At 67.9% G+C, this 26,617-nt stretch carries 25 protein-coding genes and 1 pseudogene; 8 read left to right on the forward strand and 18 right to left on the reverse strand.

Translation table 11 applies throughout. The features are described 5' to 3' along the window. Positions 1 to 468 (forward strand): glycoside hydrolase family 15 protein (locus tag A8G08_RS01240; protein ID WP_245672546.1); only part of this gene is annotated, 468 nt, incomplete at its 5' end. Positions 469 to 532: 64 nt separating this feature from the next. On the opposite strand, the gene A8G08_RS01245 is transcribed toward A8G08_RS01240, so the two are convergent. Next, the gene (locus A8G08_RS01245) at positions 533 to 1,465 is read right to left on the reverse strand and encodes an NAD(P)H-dependent flavin oxidoreductase (RefSeq protein WP_068269201.1); all 933 of its coding nucleotides are present in this window, start codon (positions 1,463 to 1,465) and stop codon (positions 533 to 535) included. A gap of 165 nt (positions 1,466 to 1,630) precedes the next feature. Continuing rightward, on the reverse strand, positions 1,631 to 3,499 hold the full coding sequence (gene lepA, locus A8G08_RS01250; RefSeq protein ID WP_084435854.1) for a translation elongation factor 4: 1,869 nt from the start codon (positions 3,497 to 3,499) through the stop codon (positions 1,631 to 1,633). A gap of 143 nt (positions 3,500 to 3,642) precedes the next feature. Between lepA and A8G08_RS01255 the strand changes: the two genes are divergently transcribed. Next, positions 3,643 to 4,203 carry a type II toxin-antitoxin system PemK/MazF family toxin gene (locus A8G08_RS01255; RefSeq protein WP_068269206.1) on the forward strand — a complete coding sequence of 187 codons (561 nt, stop codon included), beginning with the start codon at positions 3,643 to 3,645 and terminating at the stop codon, positions 4,201 to 4,203. Here A8G08_RS01255 and A8G08_RS01260 read toward each other — a convergent pair. The 3 genes from A8G08_RS01260 to A8G08_RS01270 are packed head-to-tail and all read right to left on the reverse strand — an operon-like array spanning position 4,200 to position 7,587. After that, positions 4,200 to 5,033, reverse strand: a complete 834-nt coding sequence (locus A8G08_RS01260; RefSeq protein ID WP_068269250.1) for a transglutaminase family protein — start codon at positions 5,031 to 5,033, stop codon at positions 4,200 to 4,202. The two genes, A8G08_RS01255 and A8G08_RS01260, sit on opposite strands and share 4 nt — an antisense overlap. 8 nt (positions 5,034 to 5,041) lie before the next feature. Then, positions 5,042 to 6,013, reverse strand: a complete 972-nt coding sequence (locus tag A8G08_RS01265; protein ID WP_068269209.1) for an alpha-E domain-containing protein — start codon at positions 6,011 to 6,013, stop codon at positions 5,042 to 5,044. Beyond that, positions 6,013 to 7,587 (reverse strand): circularly permuted type 2 ATP-grasp protein, encoded by a 1,575-nt coding sequence (locus tag A8G08_RS01270; RefSeq protein ID WP_245672548.1) that lies wholly within the window; start codon positions 7,585 to 7,587, stop codon positions 6,013 to 6,015. The genes A8G08_RS01265 and A8G08_RS01270 overlap by 1 nt, the downstream gene beginning before the upstream one ends. A gap of 305 nt (positions 7,588 to 7,892) precedes the next feature. On the opposite strand from A8G08_RS01270, the gene rpsT reads away from it, so the two are divergent. From rpsT to A8G08_RS01290, 4 genes are all read left to right on the forward strand, one after another. Next, on the forward strand, positions 7,893 to 8,153 hold the full coding sequence (rpsT, locus tag A8G08_RS01275) for a 30S ribosomal protein S20 (protein WP_068269211.1): 261 nt from the start codon (positions 7,893 to 7,895) through the stop codon (positions 8,151 to 8,153). A 145-nt stretch (positions 8,154 to 8,298) separates the two neighbouring features. Then, positions 8,299 to 9,141 (forward strand): MerR family transcriptional regulator, encoded by an 843-nt coding sequence (locus tag A8G08_RS01280; protein WP_068269214.1) that lies wholly within the window; start codon positions 8,299 to 8,301, stop codon positions 9,139 to 9,141. A gap of 144 nt (positions 9,142 to 9,285) precedes the next feature. Beyond that, the gene (locus tag A8G08_RS01285) at positions 9,286 to 10,827 is read left to right on the forward strand and encodes an SDR family oxidoreductase (RefSeq protein WP_068269217.1); all 1,542 of its coding nucleotides are present in this window, start codon (positions 9,286 to 9,288) and stop codon (positions 10,825 to 10,827) included. Positions 10,828 to 10,921: 94 nt separating this feature from the next. Then, positions 10,922 to 11,413, forward strand: a complete 492-nt coding sequence (locus A8G08_RS01290; RefSeq protein WP_068269253.1) for a DUF6764 family protein — start codon at positions 10,922 to 10,924, stop codon at positions 11,411 to 11,413. A gap of 111 nt (positions 11,414 to 11,524) precedes the next feature. Here the strand turns inward: A8G08_RS01290 and holA are convergent, their stop codons facing one another. From holA to A8G08_RS01350, 12 genes are all read right to left on the reverse strand, one after another. Further along, positions 11,525 to 12,496, reverse strand: a complete 972-nt coding sequence (gene holA, locus A8G08_RS01295) for a DNA polymerase III subunit delta (RefSeq protein ID WP_068269220.1) — start codon at positions 12,494 to 12,496, stop codon at positions 11,525 to 11,527. A gap of 110 nt (positions 12,497 to 12,606) precedes the next feature. After that, positions 12,607 to 15,003 carry a ComEC/Rec2 family competence protein gene (locus A8G08_RS01300; RefSeq protein WP_342669627.1) on the reverse strand — a complete coding sequence of 799 codons (2,397 nt, stop codon included), beginning with the start codon at positions 15,001 to 15,003 and terminating at the stop codon, positions 12,607 to 12,609. Positions 15,004 to 15,074: 71 nt separating this feature from the next. After that, positions 15,075 to 15,992 (reverse strand): ComEA family DNA-binding protein, encoded by a 918-nt coding sequence (locus tag A8G08_RS01305; protein WP_068269222.1) that lies wholly within the window; start codon positions 15,990 to 15,992, stop codon positions 15,075 to 15,077. Positions 15,993 to 16,086: 94 nt separating this feature from the next. Continuing rightward, positions 16,087 to 16,956, reverse strand: coding sequence for a DegV family protein (locus A8G08_RS01310; RefSeq protein ID WP_068269225.1), 870 nt, complete (start codon positions 16,954 to 16,956; stop codon positions 16,087 to 16,089). Next, entirely contained in the window at positions 16,956 to 17,690 is a 735-nt protein-coding gene (gene octT / locus A8G08_RS01315) for a diglucosylglycerate octanoyltransferase (protein WP_068269228.1), read from the reverse strand. The genes A8G08_RS01310 and octT overlap by 1 nt, the downstream gene beginning before the upstream one ends. Continuing rightward, a complete protein-coding gene (locus tag A8G08_RS01320; protein ID WP_068269231.1) occupies positions 17,680 to 18,327 on the reverse strand; it encodes a histidine phosphatase family protein in 648 nt (215 codons plus the stop codon). The genes octT and A8G08_RS01320 overlap by 11 nt, the downstream gene beginning before the upstream one ends. Next, positions 18,320 to 18,709, reverse strand: a complete 390-nt coding sequence (rsfS, locus tag A8G08_RS01325) for a ribosome silencing factor (protein ID WP_068269233.1) — start codon at positions 18,707 to 18,709, stop codon at positions 18,320 to 18,322. Before rsfS ends, A8G08_RS01320 begins: the two co-directional genes overlap by 8 nt. After that, positions 18,706 to 19,452 carry a nicotinate-nucleotide adenylyltransferase gene (gene nadD / locus A8G08_RS01330; protein WP_068269236.1) on the reverse strand — a complete coding sequence of 249 codons (747 nt, stop codon included), beginning with the start codon at positions 19,450 to 19,452 and terminating at the stop codon, positions 18,706 to 18,708. The genes rsfS and nadD overlap by 4 nt, the downstream gene beginning before the upstream one ends. Before the next feature lie 20 nt (positions 19,453 to 19,472). Further along, positions 19,473 to 20,864, reverse strand: coding sequence for a vWA domain-containing protein (locus A8G08_RS01335; RefSeq protein ID WP_068269238.1), 1,392 nt, complete (start codon positions 20,862 to 20,864; stop codon positions 19,473 to 19,475). Position 20,865: 1 nt separating this feature from the next. Further along, the gene (locus tag A8G08_RS01340; protein WP_068269240.1) at positions 20,866 to 21,741 is read right to left on the reverse strand and encodes an AAA family ATPase; all 876 of its coding nucleotides are present in this window, start codon (positions 21,739 to 21,741) and stop codon (positions 20,866 to 20,868) included. 115 nt (positions 21,742 to 21,856) lie between these two features. Further along, positions 21,857 to 23,137, reverse strand: coding sequence for a glutamate-5-semialdehyde dehydrogenase (locus A8G08_RS01345; RefSeq protein ID WP_068269242.1), 1,281 nt, complete (start codon positions 23,135 to 23,137; stop codon positions 21,857 to 21,859). A gap of 29 nt (positions 23,138 to 23,166) precedes the next feature. Continuing rightward, positions 23,167 to 23,991 carry a hypothetical protein gene (locus A8G08_RS01350; protein WP_157108351.1) on the reverse strand — a complete coding sequence of 275 codons (825 nt, stop codon included), beginning with the start codon at positions 23,989 to 23,991 and terminating at the stop codon, positions 23,167 to 23,169. Between the two features lie 103 nt (positions 23,992 to 24,094). Here A8G08_RS01350 and A8G08_RS01355 point away from each other — a divergent pair, with 103 nt between their 5' ends. Beyond that, positions 24,095 to 24,967 (forward strand): ribokinase, encoded by an 873-nt coding sequence (locus A8G08_RS01355; protein WP_068269249.1) that lies wholly within the window; start codon positions 24,095 to 24,097, stop codon positions 24,965 to 24,967. Here A8G08_RS01355 and A8G08_RS01360 read toward each other — a convergent pair. Continuing rightward, a complete protein-coding gene (locus A8G08_RS01360) occupies positions 24,956 to 25,402 on the reverse strand; it encodes a nitroreductase family deazaflavin-dependent oxidoreductase (protein ID WP_068269257.1) in 447 nt (148 codons plus the stop codon). The genes A8G08_RS01355 and A8G08_RS01360 overlap by 12 nt on opposite strands. 98 nt (positions 25,403 to 25,500) lie before the next feature. Here A8G08_RS01360 and A8G08_RS01365 point away from each other — a divergent pair. Beyond that, positions 25,501 to 26,617, forward strand: a pseudogene (locus A8G08_RS01365) (RecQ family ATP-dependent DNA helicase); the annotation flags it as partial.

A 26,617-nucleotide genomic window follows, 5' to 3' on the forward strand; every position in this document is an offset into this window, starting at 1 on the left:
GGCGTATTCACGCAGACGTACAACGGCACGACCCTCGATGCGTCGCTGCTGCTGGTGCCGCTGCTGCGATTCCTGCCCGCCGACGACCGCCGGGTACGCGCGACTGTGCTTGCGATCGCCGACGAATTGACCGAGGACGGCCTGGTGCTGCGGTACCGGGTGGAGACCACCGACGACGGGCTGTCCGGGGAAGAGGGCACGTTCACAATCTGCTCGTTCTGGCTGGTATCCGCCCTGGTCGAGATCGGCGAGCTCCAGCGTGCCAAGCACCTGTGCGAGCGGCTGCTCGGCTTCGCGAGCCCGCTCAAGCTCTATGCAGAGGAGATCGATACCCGCACCGGACGGCACCTGGGTAACTTCCCGCAGGCGTTCACGCACCTCGCGCAGATCAACGCCGTCATGCACGTCATCCGCGCCGAGGAATCCGCGCGCAGCGGGCACTTCCAGCCGGCGCACTACCCCGCCTAGTCGCGCACCTTTCCGGGTCAGCGCGCACCGCTGGGCGTGCGCGGCGGCCGCAACTGGTGCGCGGTTACGCGTACCGGCGCAGCAACTCCTCCGCCCGCGCGGCGATATCGGCGACGATCTCCCCCGCCGGGCGCTCGGCATTGACGAGTCCGGCTGCCTGGCCCGCGTAGACCACGCCGACATCAGGGTCCGCGCCGTCGTAGGCAGCAGCGATGGTGTCCTCGTCGCCGCCGGCGTCGTGGAACTTCGCGGTGAAGTCGTTGGTCAGCGCGCGGCCGAACCAGCGCTGCGGCCACGGCTGGTGGCGAGCCTGATCGAAGACCGGGGTGTAGACGGTGTCGATGCTGCGGGCGGCGAGCAGTCTGGGCACCGCATAGTCCGGACCGACCGCCTCCGGGCTGGCGAGCAGCGCGGTGCCGATCAGTGCGCCCTGCGCGCCGGCGGCGAGGACCGCAGCGAGGCCGCGTCCGGTCGCGATCCCGCCCGCCGCGAGCACGGGCAGGTCGGTAGCGTCGAGGATCTCCTGTAGCAACGGCAGCGTGGCGACATGGCCGGTGTGCCCGCCCGCCTCGGTGCCCTGCGCGACGATCACATCGATGCCCGCCTGCTCGGCCAGTCGCATGTCCTGAACCGAATTCACTTGCGACATAGTGGGAATGCCCGCCTCGCAGATGCGCTGCGCGTATCCGTCCGGGTCGCCGAAGGACAGCGCGATCACGGTGGGCCGCTGGTCGATCGCGGCGTCGACCATCGCCGGGTTCTCCGGCAGGGACCAGGTCTGCAGGCCGATGCCGAACCGTCCGCCGCCGGCCTCGCGCGCGACCGCCGACTCCGCGGCGATCCATTCGGGCGTGGTGTAGCGCGCAGCGCCGAGCATGCCGAGCCCACCCGCTGCGGATACGGCACCGGCGAGCACTCCCCCGGCCCGACCGCCCATGGGCGCGCCGATGATCGGCACGGTCAGTCCGAGCTCACGGGTCAACCAGGTTTCGAGCATGCTCTCCCCTTCTCCTCCGGTGCTCACGACTCTATGGCCACTGGCGCCCCGTGATCGCAGACGAGGGGCCATTCGTTCGGGCCCGCGGCACCGAACAATTGGCCGCCAGAACGGTGCAAATTGGGGCCACTTGCTCGTGATCACTGCGAAAGGGAGTGCGGGCGACTACTTCTTGGGCTTGTCCGAAGCGGCATCGGAGGACAGTGCGGCGACGAACGCCTCCTGCGGGACCTCGACTCGACCGATGGTCTTCATCCGCTTCTTGCCCTCCTTCTGCTTCTCGAGCAGCTTGCGCTTACGGCTGATATCGCCGCCGTAGCACTTCGCGAGGACGTCCTTGCGGATCGCGCGAATATTCTCGCGCGCAATGATTTTCGCGCCGATGGCCGCCTGGATCGGTACCTCGAATTGCTGGCGCGGGATGAGCTCGCGCAGCTTGGTGGTCATCTTGTTGCCGTAGGCGAATGCGGCGTCCTTGTGCACGATCGCACTGAACGCGTCCACCGCCTCGCCCTGCAACAGGATGTCCACCTTCACCAGTGCCGACTCCTGCTCGCCCGACTCCTCGTAGTCGAGGCTGGCGTAACCGCGGGTGCGCGACTTCAGCGAGTCGAAGAAGTCGAAGATGATCTCGGCCATCGGCAGCGTGTACCGCAGTTCCACCCGGGTTTCGGACAGATAGTCCATGCCGCCGAGCTCACCGCGCCGGGACTGGCACAGCTCCATGATCGAACCGATGAACTCGCTCGGCGAGATGATGGTGCACTTGACGATCGGCTCGTAAATATTGCGTAGCTTGCCTTCCGGCCAGTACGAGGGGTTGGTGACGACGTGCTCGGTGCCGTCCTCCATCTCCACTCGGTACACGACGTTCGGTGCGGTCGAAATGAGGTCGAGGCCGAACTCGCGCTGCAGCCGCTCGCGGGTGATCTCCATGTGCAGCAGGCCGAGGAAGCCGCAGCGGAAACCGAACCCGAGCGCGACGGAGGTCTCCGGCTCGTAGGTGAGCGCAGCGTCGTTGAGCTGAAGCTTGTCGAGCGCATCGCGCAGGTCCGGGTAATCGGAGCCGTCCACCGGGTAGAGGCCCGAGTAGACCATCGGGCGCGGTTCGCGATAGCCGGTCAGCGGCTCCGAGGCACCGTTGCGGGCACTGGTGACGGTGTCACCGACCTTCGACTGGCGAACGTCCTTCACGCCGGTGATCAGGTAGCCCACCTCGCCGACGCCCAGGCCCTGGGTCGGCTTCGGTTCGGGCGAGACGATGCCGACCTCGAGCAGTTCGTGCGTCGCGCCGGTGGACATCATCGCGATCTTCTCGCGCGGGGTGATCTTGCCGTCCACGACGCGGACGTAGGTGACCACGCCGCGGTAGGTGTCGTAGACCGAGTCGAAGATCATCGCGCGGGCCGGCGCGTCCGAATTGCCCTCGGGCGCCGGGATCAGGCGCACCACCTCATCGAGCAACTCGGCGACGCCCTCGCCGGTCTTGCCGGAGACGCGCAGCACTTCCTCCGGCTCACAGCCGATGATGTGCGCGATCTCCCCCGCATAGCGGTCCGGGTCGGCCGCGGGGAGGTCGATCTTGTTGAGGACCGGAATGATCGTCAGGTCCTTCTCGAGCGCGAGGTAGAGGTTCGCCAGGGTCTGTGCCTCGATGCCTTGCGCGGCGTCGACAAGCAGCACCGCGCCCTCACACGCCTCGAGCGCGCGGGACACCTCGTAGGTGAAGTCGACGTGGCCCGGGGTGTCGATCAGGTGCATGACGAACTCGTCGTCACCGACCTTCCACGGCAGGCGGACGTTCTGGGCCTTGATGGTGATTCCGCGCTCGCGCTCGATGTCCATCCGGTCGAGGTACTGGGCGCGCATTTGCCGCTCCTCGACGACACCGGTGAGCTGCAGCATCCGATCCGCGAGCGTCGACTTGCCATGGTCGATGTGCGCGATGATGCAGAAGTTCCTGATCCGTTGCGGATCGGTGAACGTCTTGTCGGCGAAGCTGCTGATGGGAAGAACCTCCTGGTCGCTCCGCAGGCTCCGCTCCTCCCTCGGTAAGGCTCGACCTGCGCGTCATATGAGGATATGTCGCCGCATCGAAAGCGGCAGGAGCAGGACCGCCTTGCCCGCTGCCCGACTGCCCCGGGCGCACAATCACAGTTGCACATTAAGCTCGCGGCATGGCGCCAAGTTGGAGCAGCATCGGGAAGCAACTCGGCACGATCGCCAAGGAGCAGGGCCCGAAAATCGTTCGCACCCAAGGACCACGACTGCTGGATCAGATCCTGCGGTCGGGACTGCTCAAGGGTCCAGCGAAGCCGGCGCCGATCCCCGGCCGCCCGGCCAGCAAGAGCGGTGCCCCGACCGCGGAGCGCGCCCGCCGTGTGGTCTACGCACCCAGCCTCGATGGACAGGCCGATCCGGGCGAAATCGTCTGGACCTGGGTCACCTATGAGGAGGACCCGAGTCGCGGCAAGGACCGCCCGGTGCTTGTGGTCGGCCGCGAGGGGAAGACCCTGCTCGGCCTGATGCTGTCCTCGAACTCCGAGCGGGATGACGACCCGAACTGGATCGGCATCGGCAGCGGCACGTGGGATCAGGCCGGGCGCCCGAGCTGGGTGCGCATGGACCGGGTGCTCGAGGTGCCCGAGGCAGGCATCCGGCGCGAGGGCGCGATTGTCGAGCGGCGCACGTTCGATCTTGTCGCCGGCCGGTTGTGCACGGAGTATGGCTGGCACTAAGCCAGTCGCGTGATTTCGACGACGACCTCTAATGCGGTCGAGCCACCGCCGGAGTACACGCCTTTGAGCGGCGGCACGTCCGCGTAGTCACGTCCGATACCAACCGACACGTGCTGCTCACCGACGACGATCGCGTTCGTCGGGTCGTAGCCCCACCAGCCGCCGACCCAGGCCTCGATCCACGCATGACTCTGCCCCTCGTCGGTCTCCCCGATCGCGGCGTTCGATTTGGGATGCAGATAGCCGGACACGTATCGGCTCGGAATTCCCATGCTGCGCAACAACAACAAAGTCAGGTGCGCGTAGTCCTGGCAAACACCCTTGCGCTCGTCCCAGGCCTGTACCGCGGAGGTGTGCACCGAGGTGGTGCCGGCGATATAGGCCATCTCCTCGTGCACCCACTCCACCGCTCGGGCCGCCGCCGCACGAGGGGAAGCGCCCTTGCTCAGTTGCCGCGCAACGGCCGCGAGCTTGCGGTCGCGCGGGACGTAATTGGTGGGGGTGAGCAACTCGTCGTAACGGTCGGTGAGCGGCCCGCTGCGCAAATCCACCCAATCCCACTCGTCGTCGGTCGGCGGCGTGAACGGCTCGGTTTCCACTACCGACGACCCGCTCACCTCCAGTTCCGTATGCGGAGCGTGCAGGTCGAACGCCGTGACCGCAGTGCCCCAGTAGTCGGTGTAGCGATAGGAACGCGTCGCAGGCACGGTCTCAACCCGGTTCAGGATGACGTTCTGCCGACTGTCGGACCGCGGCGTGAGCCTGGCCTCGTTGTACGACGAAGTCACCGGGCCGTCGTACGCGAACCCGGTGGTGTGTACAACGCGCATGCGCCAGGTCACAGCTCCCCCTCCACTTCGAATTCGCCGTTCCGGGCGCCTGCATCGGTCCACGCCACCCAGGGCGCCGTGTGGAAGTACTGGAGCGCGATCGCCTCGCTGGTCGCCCGACACGTTTCCTGCAGGGACGCGAGACGCGGCTGCAGGTCCTCGAGCACCTGCCCTGGCGCCATGAATTCGAGCTCGCTGCGGGCGCTGCCGAGTAGGCGCTGCGCCTCGTAGCGGGCACCGATCCGGCTGTTCGGCCGCTGATCCAACTCCTGCAGGCACTTCTCCGCCTCGCGCACGGCGTGGAAGACCGACCGCGGGAACAACCGGTCGAGCAGGATGAACTCGACGACCAGGTGTGCGTCGAGCGCACCGCGGTACGTGCGCAGGTAGGTGTCATGCGCCCCGGCGGACCGCAGCACGGTCACCCAGGCCGGCGACGACGTGCGGTCACCCGCGCGGGACAGCAGCAGGCGCACCATCATGTCGATGCGTTCGAGTGACCGGCCGAGCAGCAGGAAGCGGTACCCGTCGTCGCGGCTGAGCGTCGAGTCGGCGAGCCCGGCGAACATCGCCGCGCGGTCCTTCACGTACCGGAAGAACTCGTGCGGGCCGAGCCGCCGCGACGTGCGCTCGCGCTCGGCGAGCCCGTTGTAGGTGGTGTTGAGGCACTCCCACATCTCGCTGGAGGTCACCTCGCGCGCGCCGCGGGCGTTCTCGCGGGCGCTGGAGATGGACTCGACGATCGAGTAGCCGTGGTCCCGGTCGAACGCGATCAATTCGGTGACGGACTTGGCACCGAGCACCCCCTCGGGCTCCTCGATGCCGAGCGCGCGCAGCAGCAGCCGCGAGGTCTTGTCGGGATCGGCCGTCGAATCCTCGAGCAACTGGTGGACGGCGACGTCGAGGATTCGTGCTGTGTCGTCGGCACGCTCGACGTACCGGCCGATCCAGTAGAGGGATTCCGCGTTGCGGGCAAGCATCACGCCTCCCGTCCGACGACCTGTTGCTGTTGTTGCTGCTGTTGTTGCTGCTGCTTCCGTTCATCGAGCTGCTGTTGCTGCTGCTGTTGCTGCGATTGGGCGACGGACAGCTCTGGACCCTGCTCGCGCTGACTCATCTGCTCCGGTTCCGCGACGAGCTTGGAACCGGCGAGTTCGCGATCATCCGACGACGCGCGGGCGGCCAGCACCCACGTGTCCTTGCTGCCGCCGCCCTGGCTGGAATTCACCACCAGCGAGCCCTCGGTCAGCGCGACACGCGTCAGCCCGCCGGGCAGCACCCAGACGTCCTCGCCGTCGTTCACCGCGAACGGGCGCAGGTCCACGTGGCGCGGCTCGAGCCGATCCCCGATCTTGGTCGGCACGGTCGACAGCTGGACCACCGGCTGTGCGATCCAGCCACGCGGGTCCGCCCTGATCTTGCGGCGCAGCGAATCGAGTTCCTTGTGCGTGGCGTCCGGCCCGAACACGATGCCGTACCCGCCCGAGCCCTCGACCGGCTTGACCACCAGCTCATCAATCCGGTCGAGCACCTCTTCACGCTCGTCGGGCAGCCAGCAGCGCAGCGTGTCCACGTTGGGTAGCAGCGGCGGTTCGCCGAGGTAGTACTCAATGATGGTCGGCACGTAGGTGTAGACGAGCTTGTCGTCGCCGACACCATTGCCGACCGCGCTGGAGATGACGACATTGCCGGCGCGGGCCGCGTTCAGGACCCCGGCGACGCCGAGCACCGAGTCGGGCCGGAACTGCGTCGGGTCGAGATAGGTGTCGTCGATGCGGCGGTAGATCACGTCGACCTGCCGCTCGCCCTCGGTAGTGCGCATGTAGACGACGTTGTCGCGGCAGAACAGGTCGCGGCCCTCGACGAGTTCGACGCCCATCAGTCGCGCGAGCAGCGAGTGTTCGAAGTAGGCGGAGTTCGCCACACCCGGTGTCAGCACGACGACGGTCGGGTCGGCCGCATTGATGGCCGCCGAGGCGCGCAAGGCCTGCAGCAACTGACTGGCGTAGTCGCCGACCGCGCGGACGCGGTTGGAGGCGAAAAGGTCGGGGAAGACGCGCGCCATCGTGCGGCGGTTCTCCATCACGTACGAGACGCCCGACGGCGAGCGCAGGTTGTCCTCGAGCACGCGGAACTGCCCGGCCTCATCGCGGATGAGGTCGATTCCGGAGACGTGGATGCGCACCCCGTTCGGCGGGTTGATGCCGACGGCCTCGCGGTGGAAGTGCTCGCACGAGGTGATCAGCCGCTTGGGGATCACCATGTCGCGCAGAATCGTCTGCTCGCCGTAGACGTCGGCGAGGAACATTTCGAGTGCTCGTACGCGCTGCTTGATGCCGCGCTCGAGTTTGGCCCACTCGGCGGCGGCGATCACCCGCGGCACCAGGTCGAGCGGGAAGGGCCGTTCCTGGCCGGACAGCGAGAACGTCACGCCCTGGTCGATGAACGCGCGGCCGAGTGCGTCGGCGCGGTCGGCGAGGTCGGCAGGCGACACCGGCCCTAGCGCCTGGTAGATCCCCTTGTACGGCGCACGGACCCCACGGTCGTCGAACATCTCGTCGAACGCGCGACCGTATCCATTGACCTCGTACCGGTCGAAGACGGCCAGGGGGTCCCCGTGCGAACGGCCATTTCGCGCGGCCCGGCCGGCCGGCTTCGTCGACGTTTGGGGGCTCATGCGGTCATGTTGCTATACAGGTCACGACCTCGCTCGGTACGAAACGTAAATTTCTCGCATCCGAGCGCATCGTTCCTCATCGTTTTGGGACCAGGTGCCGTGGCTGGTATCCTCGAATGTCGGCGCACAGGCGCCCGAAGCTTTCTTGTGAACCCAGTAGACGAAACAGAGGAAATTTTCGCGTGGCCAACATCAAGTCCCAGGTGAAGCGCATTCGCACCAACGAGGCTGCTCGTCAGCGCAACCAGTCGGTGCGTTCCGCACTGCGTACCGCGATCCGCTCGTTCCGCGAGGCCGCCGACGCAGGCGACAAGGACAAGGCCGGCGTCGCGCTGGTCTCCGCGAGCCGCAAGCTCGACAAGGCTGCCAGCAAGGGCGTGATCCACGCCAACCAGGCCGCCAACAAGAAGTCGGCCCTCTCGCTGGCCTTCAACAAGCTCTGATCTTCTAAAGACGCCGCCGCCGTGGTCCAGCGAGACCACGGCGGTTTTGCTGTCTGCACATCCCTTCGTCTCCAGGCGAAGCCGGTCCACATGGTTTGATGGACGTGCCATTGGACGGAAGCAAGGAGTCGAAGAGGTTCGGGCAATGCCACAGAACGCCGAAGTCGGATACACGGTCCAGGCCGTAGCGACCCGACTCGGTATCGCCACGCCCACTCTTCGTAGCTGGAACCGCCGGTACGGCATCGGCCCGAGCGATCACCTGCCCGGACGGCACCGCCAATACAGCGAAACCGACATCGCCCGGCTGGTCCTCATGGTCCGGCTCATCCGCGCCGGCGCGACCCCCGCAAGCGCCGCCCGCGCGTCCGCTGCCGGCGCTCCCGCAGAACCTCTCGGCGCACCGGACGATTTCGCCACCGTTCTCGACGCCGCGTTTCACTTGGACGGCGACGCCGTGCGATCGATCCTCACCGCTCGACTTGCCCGTGACGGTGTCTGCGCGACCTGGCAGGAGCTGTGCCGGCCGCTGTTCGCCGCCGTCCTGGACCGCCGTACCGAGACCGACCAGTGCATCGACGTGGAGCATCTGCTCTCGAACGCGACATCTGCGGCACTGGCTCAGGTCCGGAGCGCCCAGCTCGACAGCCGCCCACCGGTGTTGCTCGCCTGCACCCCGAACGAGACACACACGCTGGCGCTGGAGGCGTTGCGCGCCGCCATGGCCGAGTGCGGACTCGCGACCACAATGATCGGCGGAGCGGTGCCGCCCGCAGCCCTTTCCGCTGCGATCCAGCGCGTCGACCCGCCGCGTGCGGTGCTGCTCTGGTCCCATCGGCCCGAAACCGCCAAAACCTCCGCGATGCGAGCTCCGCTGAATGCGGAACTGCTCGTCGTGGCAGGCGGGCCGGGGTGGGACATCCCCGGTCTACCGATCGGCGTCCGGTTCGCCGAATCGCTCGATGGGGCGCTTGCCCTGTTCAGCTGACAAACCCACCGTCGGTGCGACCGTTCTTTCATCGCATCAATTCGATGCATAGTCGATGCAAATTGTGGGTACGTTCAGTACTGTCGGAATAGGTCCGGTGCACTCCGGCGCCGGGAACCGCAGTCCTCCCGGAGCGGAGTTGCTATGCCCGCGAAGAGAACATCGCTTGTGCGACGAGACCATTCACAGGTTCGCTGCTTGGTCACCGGCGCTACCGGATATGTCGGTGGCAGGCTGGCACCGCGCCTGGTGGCGGCTGGCCACCAGGTGCGGGTGCTGGCGCGAACGCCTGAGAAACTGCGCGATGTCCCCTGGGCTGCCGATGTGGAGGTGGTCCCCGGCGATCTGAGCGACCTGGACTCACTGCGCGCGGCCTGCAAGGACGTCGACGTCGTGTACTACCTGGTGCATTCGATGAGCAGCGACGCCGACTTCGCTGCCACCGAACGCCGCAGCGCGGCGAACGTTGCGCGTGCCGCCGAGGAGGCCAAGGTTTGCCGCATCGTTTATCTCGGCGGCCTGCACCCTGGTCAGGGCGAACTTTCCGAGCATCTGGCCTCGCGCGCCGAGGTCGGCAATATCCTGCTCGATTCGGATGTGCCGGCGATGGTGCTGCAGGCAGGCCCGGTCATCGGGTCCGGATCTGCTTCGTTCGAGATGATCCGCCACCTCGCGAACCGACTTCCCGTCATGACGACTCCGAAGTGGGTGCGCAACCGGATCCAGCCGATCGCCGTGCGCGACGTCCTCCACTACCTCGTCGCCTGCGCGACGCTCGACTACTCGCCCAACCGCACCTTCGACATCGGCGGGCCGGACGTCATCACCTACGCCGACATGATGAAGGAGTACGCCGAGGTCGCGGGACTGTCGCGGCGGCGCATTCTGGCGCTGCCGGTGCTCACTCCCCGACTGGCGAGCCTGTGGGTCGGACTCGTCACGCCGTTGCCGCCGCGGCTCGCCCGTCCGCTGATCGAGTCTGTGCAGTGTGATGCGATCGCCTATGAACGCGATATCGATGTGCTGATCCCGCCGCCTGCGGAGGGACTGACGAGTTATCGCAATGCCGTGCAACTTGCGTTGCGACGCATGAGCGACAACGAGATCGAAACCCACTGGGCCAACGCGACGGTGCCGTCGATCCCGTCCGATCCCCTGCCGTCGGATCCGGATTGGGCGGGTGAAACCGTCTATACCGACATTCGATCGCGGGACTGCGCGGCGAGCCCCGACATGGTGTGGGACGTGGTGGAAAGTATCGGCGGCGAAAATGGTTGGTACTCATTCCCATTGGCGTGGTCGGTGCGCGGCTGGATAGATCGCATGGCCGGCGGCGTCGGAGCCCGGCGCGGCCGCCGCGACCCACGCCGACTCAATACCGGTGAGGCACTCGACTTCTGGCGGGTCGAACGGCTCGACCGCCCGAACCTGTTGCGGCTGCGCGCCGAAATGCGGGTGCCCGGACGGGCCTGGCTCGAGTTCCGTGTCGCCGCACTTCCCGATGGCCGAACGAGGATCGATCAGCGTGCGGTGTTCTTCCCGCGCGGGCTTGCAGGGCGCTCCTATTGGTATTCCGTCCTGCCGTTCCACGGGATTGTGTTCCGCGGCATGCTCGAAAACATCGCGAGCAAGGCCGAACGGATGGGAACGCGACCCGCGCCCGAAGTACCGGCGGCAGCATCGTGAAACGTTGAGTTTCTTTTGTAATTGGGTCATCCGCAGGTACTTCGACTCCGAAGAGCCTATGTACGAGGCGTTTTCCTTTCGAGAGGAGCACCCGATGTTGACGAAGACGGGTCGTGGCCTGGCCGCGGCGACACTGATAGCAGGTTCCGCCGCGGGCTTCGCGATCCTGACCTCACCCACGGCAAGCGCGGCACCAACCGCAAGTTGTCAGGCACCCGGCGATCGAACGGTTGCGGTCGACTGGCCCACATCCGACTGCGAGGCCAAGAGTGCGCCGGGCGGCGCCGCTGCGGCATATGGCGACAACGGAACGGCGAACGCATGGGCGACGCCGCAGAGCCTTTCCCTCGCGATCGCCAACAACGGCGCAACCGCGACCACGATCGCCGGACCGTTCTCCGGGCCGGCGGCTATCGCGATGGGTCCGGGCGCCGAAATCACCATGCGCACCGACTCCGCCGGGCTGATGATCGGCCTCGCAGGCCCCGGGGCAAAGCTGACCCTGAATGGCCAAAAGGCCACGTGCACAGGCGGAATAGGCTTCGTGGGCGTACTGCCGACATTGCAGGGCTGCTTCTCGATGTAATAGACGCCGGTTACCAACGTCGGTAGCCGACAAACCGCGGCGCGGCGTAGACGCGCACTCGCCGCCGCGCCGCGGGACCCCCATTCGGGAGGCCGCAATGCAGTGCTCGCGTCAGCGCTGTCCGCGCAGCGCCACAACCCGATCGACGGCTCGCTCGAGTGCATACTCGGCGCTCACCGCCGCGCCCTTCACGTCGGCGTTGAGTTCCGCGACCACCTGCATCGCCTTCCCGACGCTCGCCGCATTCCAGCCGCGCGCCTGCGCCTGGGCCTTCTTCACCTTCCACGGCGGCATGCCGAGCTGCGAAGCCAGCCGGAACGGATCACCCCGACCCGCCGACCCGACACGAGCGATTGTGTTGACCGAATCGGCGAGCGCATCGGCTAGCAAAACCGGCGGCACACCGCGATCAGTGGCCCAGCGCAACGCCTCGAGCGCCGCGGCACGGTCCCCCGAGACGGCATGCTCGGCGACGTCGAACCCCGTCACTTCGGCCTTGCCCGAGTAGTAACGCCGCACAGCCGCCACATCGACGCGGCCGCCGGTGTCGGCGACGAGCTGGGTACACGCCGCGGCGAGCTCACGCAAATCCGAGCCGATCGCCTCGAGCACGGTCTCGATCACCTCGGGCGCGACCCGCACCCCAGCCGTCCGGAACTCCCCGCGCACGAAATCGACCCGTTCGGCGGCTTTGGACATCTTCGCGCAGTCGTGCACCTGAGCGCCGAGCTTCTGCAGCGCAGGCGCCAACGCCTTCGCCCGCCCAGCGCCGCTGTGCAGGACGACGAGCACCACGCCCTCCGGAGGCGCGGTCGCGGCGTCCTGGACCAGTGCGACGGCGTCCTTGCCCGCCTCCGCGGCGGCCTCGAGCACGATCACCCGGTCCTCAGCGAAAAGGGACGGGCTGAGCAGCTCGGTCAGTTCGACGGCGCTCATATCGCCTGCGCGCAACCGGTCCACTGGCAGCTCATACGGGTTGGACACGGTCGTGCGGATCTGGGCGACGATGCCGGCCACCGCCCGCTCGATGAGCAGTTCCTCCTCACCGAGCACCAGGTGCAGCTGCGCGGGGGTCTCGGTCACGCCCCGAATCCTACGGTCGATCCCGGACACTGCCCCGGCGGATGCCCATGACCGGCCCCGATCCCCCGACCGCAGGCGTTCCGATCACCGGGACTGCGGCCGCGCTCGATTCATTGCGACGGCGGTGGTGCTCGCTCGGGCCGATCAGCTTCCGCCGGGCCTCCCCTCGCCACCACCGACAAGCCTTGCTCGCGCGCCACGACCGCAACATCGCCATTGCGATCAGTGCGCGCGATCACGGTTCCGTGCGCGCGGAGCCGATCGATGATCGACGGCGCTGGGTGCCCGAACGTGTTGTCCGCGCCGACACTCACCAGCGCCACCCGTGGCCTGACCGCATCCAGAAACGCGCGCGGTGTCGTCCGCGACCCATGATGCGGAACCTTCAGCACATCTGCCCGCAGATTGGTTCCGCTGCGCATCAGTGCACCGAGCGCCGGCGTCTCGGCATCGCCCGGCAGCAGGATGCGACCCGCCGGGCCATCGACGGACAACACCAGCGACTGATCGTTCGCGGCATCATCACCCTCGCCCGGATCGGTGGGCGCCGGGATCGTCGGACCGAGAATCCGCAGAACGATGTCACCAGCCGCCACCGCACGTCCCGCGGCCAGCTCGACAATCGGCGTGCCGGTCTCGTCCGCGGCCTCGCGTACCTGTCTAAAACCACTGGCGGGCAAATGCATCGGGCCGATCGCGACGGCCCCCACGTGCCCGCGGTGCAGCACCCGTTCGATCGCACCGATGTGGTCGGCGTGCAGATGGCTGAGCACTACGAGCTCCACTGTCCGCACACGCAGCCGATCCAGACATCGCGCCATTGCGTCACCCTCGGGTCCCACGTCGACGACGACCGCGCTCGATAACCCCGCGCGCAGGACCAGCCCGTCACCCTGGCCCACATCGCACGCCACCACGGCCCAGCCCGGCGGTGGCCACCCGAGTGGGTGCAGCCGGACCGGGACCAGCACCACCGCAATGCCCAGCATCGCGGCCGCAGCGATGGCCCGAACGGTCTTGTGCCGCACCACTACCAGCACGGCGGCAAGGCCCGCCACGCCGATGAACGCTCCCCACAACCCCGATGGGAGTGCGATCGTGGCACCGGGAATCCGTGCGGCCCACCGCGCGACGAGGGTCAGCCACCACAGCGGCGGGCCCGCGATGTGCGCGACGAGCACGCCCAGCGGAAACCAGGCCCACGCCAGTGCCGCGGTCACCGCACCGATGACCGTGATGGGCATGATGACAACGGCGACAAGCAGATTCGCTGCGATTGCGACAACACTGAGCGACCCCGACATTGCCGCCACGATCGGCACGGTCCCGGCGAAGGCCGCCGCCGCGACAGCAACGGCCTGCGCGAGCGGGACCGGTACCCGTCGCGCGGCCAGCCAATCGGCCCAGGTGGGTGCCAGCAGAACCAGTGCGGCCGTCGCGGCGACAGACAGTGCAAACCCGACGTCGCATGCCAGCGCTGGGCGTAGCGCGATCAGTGCGATGACCGCTGCTGCCAACGCGGGTACGGCCTGTTTTCGCCGGCCCGTGACGAGAGCCAGCAGCCCGATGGAACCCATTGCGGCAGCTCGCAGCACGCTCGGCGATGGCCGAGCCAGCACCACAAAGAACACCAGCACGACCGCTGCCACCGCGGCGCCGGTCCGAGGCCCGACCGCCGCAGCCCGGAGTACGAGCAGCACTGCACCAAGCAGAATCGACACATTGGTCCCCGACACCGCGGTCAAGTGGGCCAGGCCCGCCGTGGTGAAGTCCCCTCGCACCGATTGCGGCAGGCGCGAGGTATCGCCAACCACGAGCGCCGGTAGGAGCCCCGCCGCATCGTCGGACAGTGCTTCTGCCGCTGCTGCCGCAAATCGCGCACGCACTACTCCGGCTGCGCGCTGAAGCACCGATGGCGATGACACCTGTGTCGGTGGTGAATTCGTGCGGACCACCGCGACGGTGAGATCGCGGCGGATCGGACTCGAAACCGAGCCACGCACCGATACGCGTTGCCCGGGCAGGAGCGTCGACCAGCCATCGGCGGGTGCGAGCAGCACGAGCGCTCCCCCGGTCTCGATGCGCTCGCGCCCGATCCGCACTTCGTTGAGAGAACCCCGAACGAGGACGCGATCCCCACCGAATCCACCGGAAGCAATCGGTGTGGGATCAGTGGACAGGGTCAGGGTGGCGCCAACCCGGGCGCCATCCGGGAGTCCGGCGAGCGGATGCGCTGCGATCAGGTAGGTGTGCACCGACGCCGAAACCGCAAAGCAGCAGCCAATCCCCGCGATTGCGACAGCGCCTATCGAAATAGTGCGCAACCGATCGGCCGATCCCCACCGATTCGGCACACGGCGGCGGACCCACGCGGAACTCGGCGCGAGGTGCGCTGCCCCGGCGATCACTGCGCCCGCCGCGGCCATGACAACGCCGGCCTTCCATCCCATGGCGATGGGAATCAGCGTTGCCGCCCAGCAACTTCCGGCCGCACCGACGAGTCTCAAGTCCAGGCGTGTGTGACCACCGGCCGACGGCGATGTCATCCGCCGCCAGCGGTCCACCAACGGTTGCGGGATCACACGCGGACCAAGTCGCGCAGTTTGGCGAGCTTCGCAGGCCCGATTCCATCGACTTCGGAGAGCTGTTCGACATCGGTGAACGGCCCATTCACGGCGCGCCAGGCGACAATTGAAGCGGCGGTCACCGGGCCCACTCCGGGCAGCGCATCGAGTTCCGCCTCGGTTGCCGAGTTGAGGTTCACGATTCCGGGCGGCGGCGCCGAACTGCCCTGCCCACCGGCGCTCGCACCGATTGCCGCGCTCCCGAGCACGGGCGGTCCACCGTTCGGATCGGCAACACCAACCAGGATCTGATCGCCATCCGCGACCCGCGCGGCCATATTGAGGCTCAGCAGGTCGGCACCCTCCTTGGCGCCGCCCGCTGCCGCAATCGCGTCCGCGACTCGCGAACCGGGCGGCAGCCGCACCAGCCCGCTCGCCTGGACCAGGCCCACCACACTCACCACCAGTTGCTCGCCGGCTGGTGGCGGGACGGGCGGCACTCCAAGGGGCTGAGTACCCGGCGGCGGTTCGGTCGGCGTCGCATCCGAGAATGCGGCCGGCTCAACAGGACCGGCGGATATCGGCGGTACCGGATGCGCGACGGGCCGCTCGCGGAGCGCGAACAGACCTGCCCCCGTTGCCGCGACCAGACCTACGAGCAGAAGCGCCGCGAGACCACCCCTACTCAGGCCCAGCCGCGCACCTCGCAGTCGCTCGGGCACCCAACGCGCGTCACGATCAGGCGGAGCACCCGCGAGCCAACTCGGCGGCGAATCAGCCGACGAGACATCGCCTTCAGGCCAACTGCGCACATCCCCGGTCGCGTCGGCCTCGCGCTCGCCGTCAAGGGGATCCGCCTCGGCGATGACATTCGTGCGGGTCAGCGCACCGAGTCTGCTGCGGGTTCGTTCACGATCATCGTCACGTCCCATGCCCGGCAAGCTATGCCCACGCGGTTCCTACGCTTCCGCAAACGCCCAGGACAGAAATTGCCCTGTGGAGCAATGATCGGCTGTGGATGAACAGTTACTCGGTCGCGGAATGCTGGTTCGGATCGGCTGCCGAAAGCCCACCCGGCACCACAACGACAGCAACCGCACCGGACCCGACGTGAACGGCCAGGGTCGGCACCAGATCGGCGATGATCAGCTCGGACATGTCCGGGATCCGTTCGCGCAGTTCCGCGATCACCGTCTCGGCACGCTCGGCGGCACCGTAGTGCTGCACCGCTACTGCCGCGCCGGGGCCGCCGGCGGCAGCGACCGCGGCATCGGTCAACTTTCGCAACGCCTTCGACGACGTGCGGACCTTCTCCTTGAGCGCGAGCTTGCCGTCCACCAAGTGCAGCAGCGGCTTGGTCACCAGCGCGGTGCCCAGCAGAGCAGTGGTTGTGCTGATCCGGCCGCCGCGGCGCAGCGCGTCGAGCTTGTCGACGGCGATGTAGCAGTGCGCCCGTGCTGCAACGTCGACAGCCGCTTGATAGACCCGCTCCAGGTCGCCGCCGAAGCGCGCTTCACGAGCAGCAGCAATCGCGGCAAAGCCGGTGCCGAACCCTGCGGCGGTCGAATCGATGACCCGCACCTTGGGACCGATTTCCTCGGCTGCCTGCACGGCCGCATTCCACGTCGCGGAGAGATGGCGCGAAATATGAATGGCGACAACGCCATCCCCGTTGCTCTCCTCGAGAGCACGGACGTATGCCGCATGCAGTTCCCCGGGCGAGGCCGCCGAGGTCGTGACCGATTTGGCGTTCAGTTCCGCGGGCATATCGTCGATGCCCTCGTCGAGCTGATCGTCACCGGCCAGAACGTGCAGGGGCACGACGCGCAGATCGAGCGACTCGGCCAGCGATCGGTCCACCGATGCCGACGAGTCGGTGACGACCACAACCGGCACTACCCAACCTCCCGGCCCAAATCCACTGCACCCTTGAGGGTTTCGATCATGGCCGCCGCAACCGCACGATGCCCCTCGAAGCCCCAGTGAATGCCGTCGGGGTTGGCATTGCCGGAGAAGATTTCGTCGCGCACCGCATCCGCGAGATCGACGAGCGGAACGTCGCGCTCGTCGGCCCAGGAGCGCAGTGCGCGGACCATCGGCTCGCGTCCGGCGTGCACGCGGCCGTACGCCTCGCAATCGTGCACCGAGGGCAGGCTGGCGATCACCGGCAGCTCGGGCCGCAAGTGCGCCAACGCCGCTCGCGACTTCTCCAGGTAGTCGACGGAAAGCTTGGGCGGCAACGCAACCGGGCGGCCGAGGTGCGAAAGCCGCGGCTGCAGCCACTGGTACCCGGACCGCACGTACCGGCGCAGCAGCGGCGGGCGAATGTAGCGGATCTGCTCACGCAGCGCGGTCGGCAACGGCGACGGCAGCGAGTCCATCCCGCCGACGGCGAACACGACGGCGGCCGCACGCGGCACCGACGACCACACCCGCGGGTCCTGGATCAGCGCCCAGTAGGCGTCGCGGCAGGTCCAACCGATCCGCGCGACCAGTTCGACATCCATATCCAGCGCGTCACCCACTAGGTTCGGCCAGATCTCCGGGTGGTTCGAGGGCAGACCGCCCTTGGGCCCGTAATAGGACAGCGAGTCCGCGATAACGAGAAGAACCGGACGATCAGAGGACATCACGCGCCACCCTTGCAGAAGAATTCCAAACATCCAGCCGCCAGCCGACCGTCGGATCGTTCGACAGCTGAACCCAACTCGTATTTCCGACCGCACTCAGGATCGGCCACTTCTCCGCCGGCAGGTCGAGCAGTGCTGCGGTGAGGGCGGCAATCACGCCGCCGTGCGCGACGAGCACCGCAACGGACCCGTCGGCCTCGAACTCGGTGTCGAGCAGTTCGTGCACGACCGAGAGCGCCCGCCGCGCGACATCGAGGCGGCTCTCGCCACCGGGCGGCGCGTAGGAAGCATCGCCTCGCCATTCCAGCCGGGCGCCGGGGAATCTCTCATCGACCTCGGTGTGCACCAACCCCTGCCACTCGCCGAGGTGGGTTTCGCGCAGCCGGGAATCGGTGCTGATCGGGAGCCCGGTGACGTCACCGAGCGCGGTCGCCGTATCGAGGGCGCGCTGCAGGTCCGAGGAGACGATCGCGAGGATCGGCAGGTCCGCGAGCGCGAGCGCCGCGTCCTTTGCCTGCGTACGGCCGAGTTCGGTGAGCTCGGTGTCGAGCTGACCCTGCATCCGGCTATCGGCGTTCCACTCGGTCTGTCCGTGCCGCAGCAGGACCAGGCGCCGGACGCGGGAGGCGCTACTCACCGGCGCTCTCGACGGGATGCTCTCCCAACCCGTCGACGGTGACGGCAGGGCAGTCCTTCCACAGCCGGTCCAGCGCGTAGAAGTTGCGCTCCTCGCTGTGCTGGATGTGGACGACCACGTCGACGTAGTCGAGCAGGGTCCAGCGACCCTCGCGGGTGCCTTCCCGGCGCACGGCCTTGTGCCCGGCGAGCCGCATCTTGTCCTCGACGTTGTCGACGATCGCGTTGACCTGCCGCTCGTTCGGCGCCGACGCGATCACGAAACAGTCCGTGATCACGAGCTGCTCGGAGACGTCGAGCACGACGACATCGACGGCGAGCTTCTCGTCGGCGGCAAGGGCCGCGACCTTCGCCATCTCGATGGCCTCGTCTGTTGCGCTCACGTTGAGCTACCTTCCGTTCCCTTATCCACAGCACAGCCATTGTCCGCGGCGCGGCCGACCGGCGCCGAAGTGGCGGTCGCGGATGCGACCGGCTCACCATCTGCCCGGTAGAGCTGCCGTTTCGAGATGTACTGCACCACGCCGTCGGGCACTAGGTACCAAACCGGGCGACCGTCCCTGGCTCGCTCCCGGCAGTCGGTCGAAGAAATCGCCAACGCCGGCACCTCGATCAGTGTGAGCGCACCGGGCGGGTGATTGCCCAGGTGCTCCTCGAGATGTTCGACGCCGAGATCGTATCCGGGGCGCGAGACGCCCACGAAGTTGGCAAGCGAGAAGAGCTCCTGCCAGTCCTGCCAGGTGAGGATGCTCGCGAGCGCGTCGGCACCGGTGATGAAGTACAGCTCGGCGTCCGGCTGTTGGGCGCGCAGGTCCCGCAACGTGTCCACGGTGTAGGTCGATTTGCGCCGGTCAACGTCCACGCGGCTGACCGAGAACCGCGGGTTGGACGCGGTCGCGATCACCGTCATCAGGTACCGGTCCTCAGCGGGCGAGACGTCCTTGTCGGTCTTCTGCCAGGGCTGACCGGTAGGGACGAAGATCACCTCGTCGAGCTCGAATCGATGCGCCACCTCATTGGCCGCAACGAGGTGTCCGTTGTGGATCGGGTCGAAGGTGCCGCCCATGACGCCCACGCGGCGGGTCTTGTTCCCGTGCCGCGTGTGGTCGTCATGCTCGTGCTGCATGGGATTCGAGCTTACGGGGGTCAGATCGGGAGGATGCCCGCGACCACGGCGGTCAACTGCTTGGCGTTGCGGCACTCGTGCATCTCGATCACCTGCTCGTAATCGTCGGCGGCCGAGTCGCCGCTACCCCACTGATTGCGCTGCTCGGGATTGAGCCAGTACGCGTGCTTGGCGGTGTCGACGAAGCGGCGCAACGTGTCGAGATTCGGGTCGCGGTAGTTGCTGCGTGCGTCGCCGAGCACGAGCAGCGACGTGCGGGAGGTGACCACGTGAGCGAACTTCTCCGCGAACGTGGACAGCGCATTGCCGTAGTCGGAATGCCCGTCGTAGTGCACCAGGTCGGCCTCGGCCATCATCCGCGTCATCGACGTGGCGAGGTCGGAGTGCGGCCCGAACAGTTCGGTGACTTCATCGGAGGCGTCGATGAACGCGAAGATCCGGATCTTGGAGAACTGCTCGCGCAGCGCGCTCACCAGCAGCAGGGTGAACTGGCTGAATCCCGCGACTGAGCCGGAGACGTCGCAGAGGATCACCAATTCGGGCCGGCTGGGACGCGGTTTGCGCGTCACCAGGTCGATCGGCACGCCTCCGGTGGACATCGAATTGCGCAGGGTGCGACGCAGATCGATCTCACCTCGGCGGGACCGGCGGCGGCGTTGTGCGAGGCGGCTCGCGAGCAGCCGGGCCAGCGCGTGCACACTGCGGCGCAGCTGGACGAGCTCGGTCTCGGAGGCGCGCAGGAAGTCCACCTCGTCGGCCTGCCGGGGCACGCCGTAGTTGCTGACGCGTTCACGGCCGATCCGTTCGGCCGAGCGGCGGCGGGTCTCCGCCTCGACGGACCGCCGGAAGTCGGTGACTCGTTCCCGGGCGGTGCGGCGGGCGATCTCGCTGGCGAACTCGTCGTCCGGAACACCGCCGAGCAGGCCCGCCATGATGCGCGAGAGCAACGAGTCCGGCGACACTTCACGTAGCGCCTGATACGCGGAGTAGGACGCGCCGGTGGCGGACTCGTAGCGGCCCAACTGCTCGACCATCTGTGCGGCGAGTGCCTGCAGTTGCCCCTCGTCGCCCTCGGCGAGCATGTCGGCCAGCATGGCGCGCAGCGCGGCGATGTCGATCGAACCGTCGTCTTTGCGCGGAAGGTCGATATCGGCGGCCGCGTCGCGATCACCGATCGCGGCGGGGAACCACAGGTCGAACAGTGCATCGAAAGTCGGGCGGTGTGTGGGCCGGCGCAGCAATGCGCAGGCGAGCCCGGCGCGCACCATGTCCCGGTCGATCAGATCGAGGTTGGCAAGCACATGGCCCGCGTCAACGGTCTCGGACGGGCCGACCGGGATCCCTCGCGCGCGCAGTGCCTCCACGAAACCGACCAGATGGCCAGGGATTCCGTGTGGGGCGAGCGCTGTCATGTCAGCCCAGCTTCAACTCGGCCGTGGCGCGCTGATGATCGGATTGATGCTTGAGCACCACACCGAGCGTCGCCTGCACCGCGGCATCGTCGAGGGTGTCCATCCCCAGCGCCAGCAGGGTGCGGCCCCAGTCGATGGTCTCGGCGACCGACGGCAGCTTCTTGAGCTGCATGCCACGCAGCACGTGCACGACGCGCACCATCTGCTCGGCCACGGCCTCGGGCAGCTCCGGCACTCGGCTGGCCAGGATCCGGCGCTCGAGTTCCTCGTCGGGGAAGTCCAGGTGCAGGTAGAGGCAGCGTCGCTTGAGTGCCTCGGACAGCTCGCGGGTCGCGTTCGAGGTGAGCACCACGAACGGCTTGCGCTTGGCCACGATCGTGCCGAGTTCGGGGACGGTCACGGCGAAGTCGGACAGCACCTCGAGCAACAGGCCCTCGATCTCGATGTCGGCCTTGTCGGTCTCGTCGATCAGCAGCACGGTGGGATCGGTCCGCCGGATCGCGGTGAGCAGCGGCCGCGTCAGCAGGAACTCCTCGGAGAACACATCCTGTTTCGTTTCCTCCCAGCTGTTTTCGCTGGAGGCCTGGATGCGGAGGATCTGCTTGGCGTGGTTCCACTCGTACAGCGCGCGGCTTTCGTCCACGCCCTCGTAGCACTGCAGGCGGACCAGTTCGGCGCCACCGGTCTGCGCGACGGCACGCGCCAGCTCGGTCTTACCGACGCCCGCCGGTCCCTCGATCAGCAGCGGCTTGCCGAGCCGGTCGGCGAGGAACACCGCGGTGGCGGTGCCCTTGTCGCAGAGGTAGCCGGTCTCCGCGAGCCGGGACACGACCTCCTCGACCGAGCCGAAGATCGGTTCCGTGGCGGAGAGTTCCATGCTTCGGGGTCCTTTCGTGGACTCACTCGTTTGTGGAGTGAACGGAAGCGTTCACTCCGTCTAACGCAACGAATCTTCCGTTCACGGCCTCGAACATGTGGACGGAGACTGCCGGTCAGACCGGGCGGGTCTGACCATCGCCCCACACGATCCACTTGGTGGAGGTGAGCTCCGGCAGCCCCATCGGGCCACGGGCGTGCAACTTCTGGGTGGAGATTCCGATCTCGGCACCGAAGCCGAACTGCTCGCCATCGGTGAACGCGGTCGACGCATTCACCATCACGGCGGCGGCGTCCACGCGGGCGGTGAACTCACGGGCTGCGGCGAGGTCCGCGGTGACGATCGCCTCGGTATGTCCGGTGCCCCAGCGCTCGATGTGCTCGACCGCTTCGTCGATGCCCTCGACAACCTTCAAGGCGATGTCGAGCGACAGGTACTCGTCGGCCCAGTCGTCATCGTTGGCCGGCACGAGACCGGGCAGATCGCCGTGGATCGTGACGCTGTATCGCTCGAGCGCCTCGATCAACCGCGGCACCGCGACATCGGCGATGGCCGCATCGACGAGCAGCGTCTCGGCGGTGTTGCACACGCTCGGCCGGCGGGTCTTGGAGTTGATCAGGATCTGCTCGGCCATGTCCAGATCGGCGGCCGAGTGCACGTACACGTGGCAGTTGCCAGTGCCCGTCTCGATCGTGGGTACTTTCGCGTCCTGCACAACGGCATTGATCAGGCCGGCACCGCCGCGCGGGATCACCACGTCGACGAGGCCGCGAGCCTGAATCAGATGCGTGACGCTCGAGCGATCCTCGCTCGGCAGCAGCTGCACCGCGTCCTCGGGCAGTCCCTGCTCGACCAGTGCCGCGCGCAGGACCTTCACCAGCGCCGCGTTGGATCGCTTCGCCGACGAAGAGCCACGCAGCAGAGCCGCGTTGCCGGACTTCAGGGCCAGACCGAACGCATCGACGGTCACGTTCGGGCGCGCCTCGTAGACCATGCCGACGACGCCGAGCGGCACGCGCACCTGTCGGATCTCGAGCCCGTTGGGCAGCGTCGAACCCTGCAGCACGCCACCGATCGGGTCGGGCAACCCGGCGACCTGGCGCAGCCCGGAGGCGATGCCGTCGACGCGGGCACTGGTCAGCCGCAGCCGGTCGAGCAGCGATTCCTCGGTTCCGGTGGCGCGGGCGGCCTCGATGTCCTCGGCGTTCGCCGCAAGCACGGCGTCTTCCGCCGCGAGCAGTGCATCGGCGGCGGCATGGAGCGCCGCATTCTTCTGGGCGGTGGTCAGCTGGGCCAGCACACGCGCCGCGACACGAGCGCGGCGAGCGGCGTCGTGCACCGCGGTACGGGTGTCGGTCGTTTCCGCAGCTACCTGCGCGGACGTTGCAGCCGTCATACGTACAGCCTAGCCAGCGCGGAAACGGCTCAGCTCGCCGTCCCTGCCGCGGCGGGCAGCGCAAGCTGATTGCGCAGCGGCGTCGGCACGCTGATCCCAGGCAGCGTCGGCAGCAGTCGCTCGAGCACGGACTTCGCCTCGAGCGCCTCGTGCGGGCCCCCGGTGCCGTCGAGCAGCAGATCGACGCAGCGGGCGATGCGCCGCAGGGCGGCGCGCTGTTCGGTGGAATAGCCGTTGCTGCCCTGCTCGGCGGCGAGCAGGTTCGCGGTGTCCCATGCCTTGCCGGCCCGCTCGACGAGCCGGATCAGCCTCGCGGGATCACCGCTTCCGCCATCCGGGTAACGGTCGGCGTAGTCCCGCGCACGGGCGAGGGCGATGTAGAACCGTTCGGCCGGCGGCCAGGACGAGTCCTGCAGCAGCGGCTTGCGGAGATAGAGGGCCTCGGGGTCGAGTTCGTAGGCGAGCAGATCGCCCTCGACGAGCGCGAGATCCGCCAAGGCATCGGCCCAGGTCGGTCCGGGGGCCGCCGCGGGCTTCGAGAGTTTGACCGCGGGCTTCTTACCCGCGGTGGGCTTCCGTGCCGGCTTTGCTTCCGCGGCACCGGACACCATCGCCATGACGAGCGCCAACACGCAGAACCCGCTCATCCACGCGAGCGCTAGCCCACCGGCGTCGACGATGAACAGGATGACCGACCCCAGCACACCGGCGCCCATCGCATGCCGCGGCGTCAACCCGTCGTCGTTGGCCTTCTTCGGTGGTGCCTGCTGCCCGGACTTCTTGGCCGACACCACGGCGGCCACCACTCCGATCACGCCAACGACCGCGAGCGCCTTGCCCATGTTCGATGCCATTTCCCGGCCTACCTTCAACTCCCGACGCACCAGGAACGTGCATCACAATCGAAGGTACCCATGAACACCGACACGCGCCGCTTCCAGCCGTTAGCCTCTCGGCATGACGAGCGCGCCGGTGGGCCCGGCGATCACCGTTGTCGGCAGCGTGAACATGGACCTGGTCGCCGCGGTCCCCAAGTTTCCGGCTCCCGGCGAGACCCTGCTCGGCACCGGGTTCGCAGCCACGCCCGGCGGTAAGGGCGCCAACCAGGCAATCGCCGCCGCCCGCGCGGGAGCGCAAGTGGAGTTCATCGGCGCTGTCGGGGACGACACCTTCGCGCTCGACCTTCGGCAGACCCTCGTCGACGACGAGGTCGGCACCTCGAATCTGCGCGAGGTGGACGGGCCGAGCGGGGTCGCACTGATCACCGTCGATTCCGCCGGCGAGAACACCATCGTGGTGGCCGGAAACGCGAACACCACGGTGACCGAGCTCAACGACGGAGAGCTCGATCTGATCGCCGCGGCCGACATCGTGATGTGTCAGCTCGAACTGCCGGTGTCGGTGGTTATCGCGGCACTTCAGCACGCTCGACGAAACGGCAGGGTCACGCTGCTCAACCCTTCGCCGGTTCAGGAACTGCCCGACGAACTCGTCGCGGCAATCGACGTGGTTGTGCTGAACGCCCGTGAAGCGGAGCGGATCGGCGCGGACGTCCTCGCACGAATCCCGCACGTCGTGACGACGCTCGGCGCGGACGGTGCGCGGTATCGCGGCCCGGGCGGGTCGTCGGAGGTACCGGCGTTTGCGGTGGACGTCCTCGACACGACGGGCGCGGGCGACGCGTTCGCCGGCACCCTCGCCGCATTCTGGCGCGACGGTCCCGAGTCCGCGCTGCGTGCCGCGTGTGGTGCCGGAGCACTCGCCGCGAGCAGGCGCGGTGCCATCGAATCGCTGCCGACGCGCGCCGAGATCGACGCGCTACTTTCCTGAGATCGCCACCAATTCGAACACCGGATGCCCCGGTGCCTCGGCCACGAACTCCTCGACCGGTGAGTCCGGCCCGGCCTGGAAGTAGGCGCGCGGCGGACCGGTGATCTTCAGGTAGTCCTTCAGGATCGGCCCGGCCTCCTCCGCGCTGACCTCACGCACCGCCCATTCGCGGTCCTCCCTGCGGCGGCGCAGCCGAACCCGTCCCGCCGCCCTGGCGTTGAGCACCCACGCGACCGGGCCATACGGCGCGACCAGCCAGCGAGTGCCGCCACGCTCGACCAGCGTGACCGGGTGGGTGCGGGATTTGCCGGTGCGGCGGCCACGCGTGGTGATCAGGTACGTATTCGGGACCAAGCCGGTGAGGACCGGGTACTGCATGAACTTGTCCCCGAAGCGCCGTAGCGCGGTCATGCGGAAGGTTTTGGTCTCGGACATGTTTTCGATGGTCGTCCTGCTCGCCCGGGTTCGCCAGAGCTCGGACCAGATGACCCACTCGGCCACGGTCGCGGCAGATGTCGGCCGCGTGCGGCAGCATGGCGGGCATGACCGCGACCGAGACCGCTGCCCAACTGCGCGACCGTGCGGAAGCCCTGCTGCGCGACCTGGCCGGGCCGACCGCGCGCCTGCGCGAGGACCAGTGGACCGCGATCGAGGCGCTCGTCGTACAGCGACGCCGCGCCCTCGTGGTGCAGCGCACCGGATGGGGCAAGTCCGCGGTGTACTTCATCTCCGCCAAGCTGCTGCGCGAACAGGGCCGCGGACCGACCGTGATCGTTTCCCCGCTGCTCGCGCTGATGCGCAACCAGGTCGCGGCCGCCGATCGTGCGGGCGTGCACGCGGCCACCATCAACTCCGGCAACGTCACCGAGTGGGACGAGATTCACGAGAAGATCGCCTCGGGCGTCGTCGATGTGCTGCTCGTTAGCCCGGAACGGTTGAACAATCCGGACTTTCGCGATCAGGTCCTCCCCTCGCTCGCGGCCGACGCGGGACTGGTTGTGGTCGACGAGGCGCACTGCGTCTCGGACTGGGGGCACGACTTCCGCCCCGACTACCGCCGCATCAGGACCCTCGTGGCCGATCTGGGCGTCGATATCCCCGTGCTCGCCACCACCGCGACGGCCAACGACCGGGTCGTTGCCGACGTGGCCGCGCAGCTCGGTGTCGGCGGCGGCGATGACGCCGGCGGCGCACTGGTGCTACGCGGTGGGCTCGACCGGGAATCACTGCACCTGTCCGTGGTGACCATCCCCGACGCCGCCGAGCGCGCGGCGTGGCTCAGCCGGGAGCTGCACAATCTCCCGGGTTCCGGGATCGTCTACGCGCTCACCGTCGGCGCCGCGCGCGATCTCGCCGACCTGCTCAGCGACCAGGGCCACAAGGTCGCCGCGTACACCGGTCAGACCGACCCCGCCGAGCGAGAGGCACTCGAGTCGGCCCTGCTGAACAACGAGGTGAAGGCGCTGGTCGCGACGTCGGCGTTGGGCATGGGATTCGACAAGCCCGATCTCGGTTTCGTCGTTCATCTCGGTGCACCGTCGTCGCCGATCGCCTACTACCAGCAGGTTTGGCCGTGCCGGGCGCGCGACGGACCGCGCCGAAGTGGGTTCTGCTGCCGGCCCGAGGACCAGCGCATCTGGAGTTGGTTCG

Origin of the sequence: Aldersonia kunmingensis, assembly GCF_001646865.1 — a bacterium.
Lineage (GTDB): Bacteria > Actinomycetota > Actinomycetes > Mycobacteriales > Mycobacteriaceae > Aldersonia > Aldersonia kunmingensis.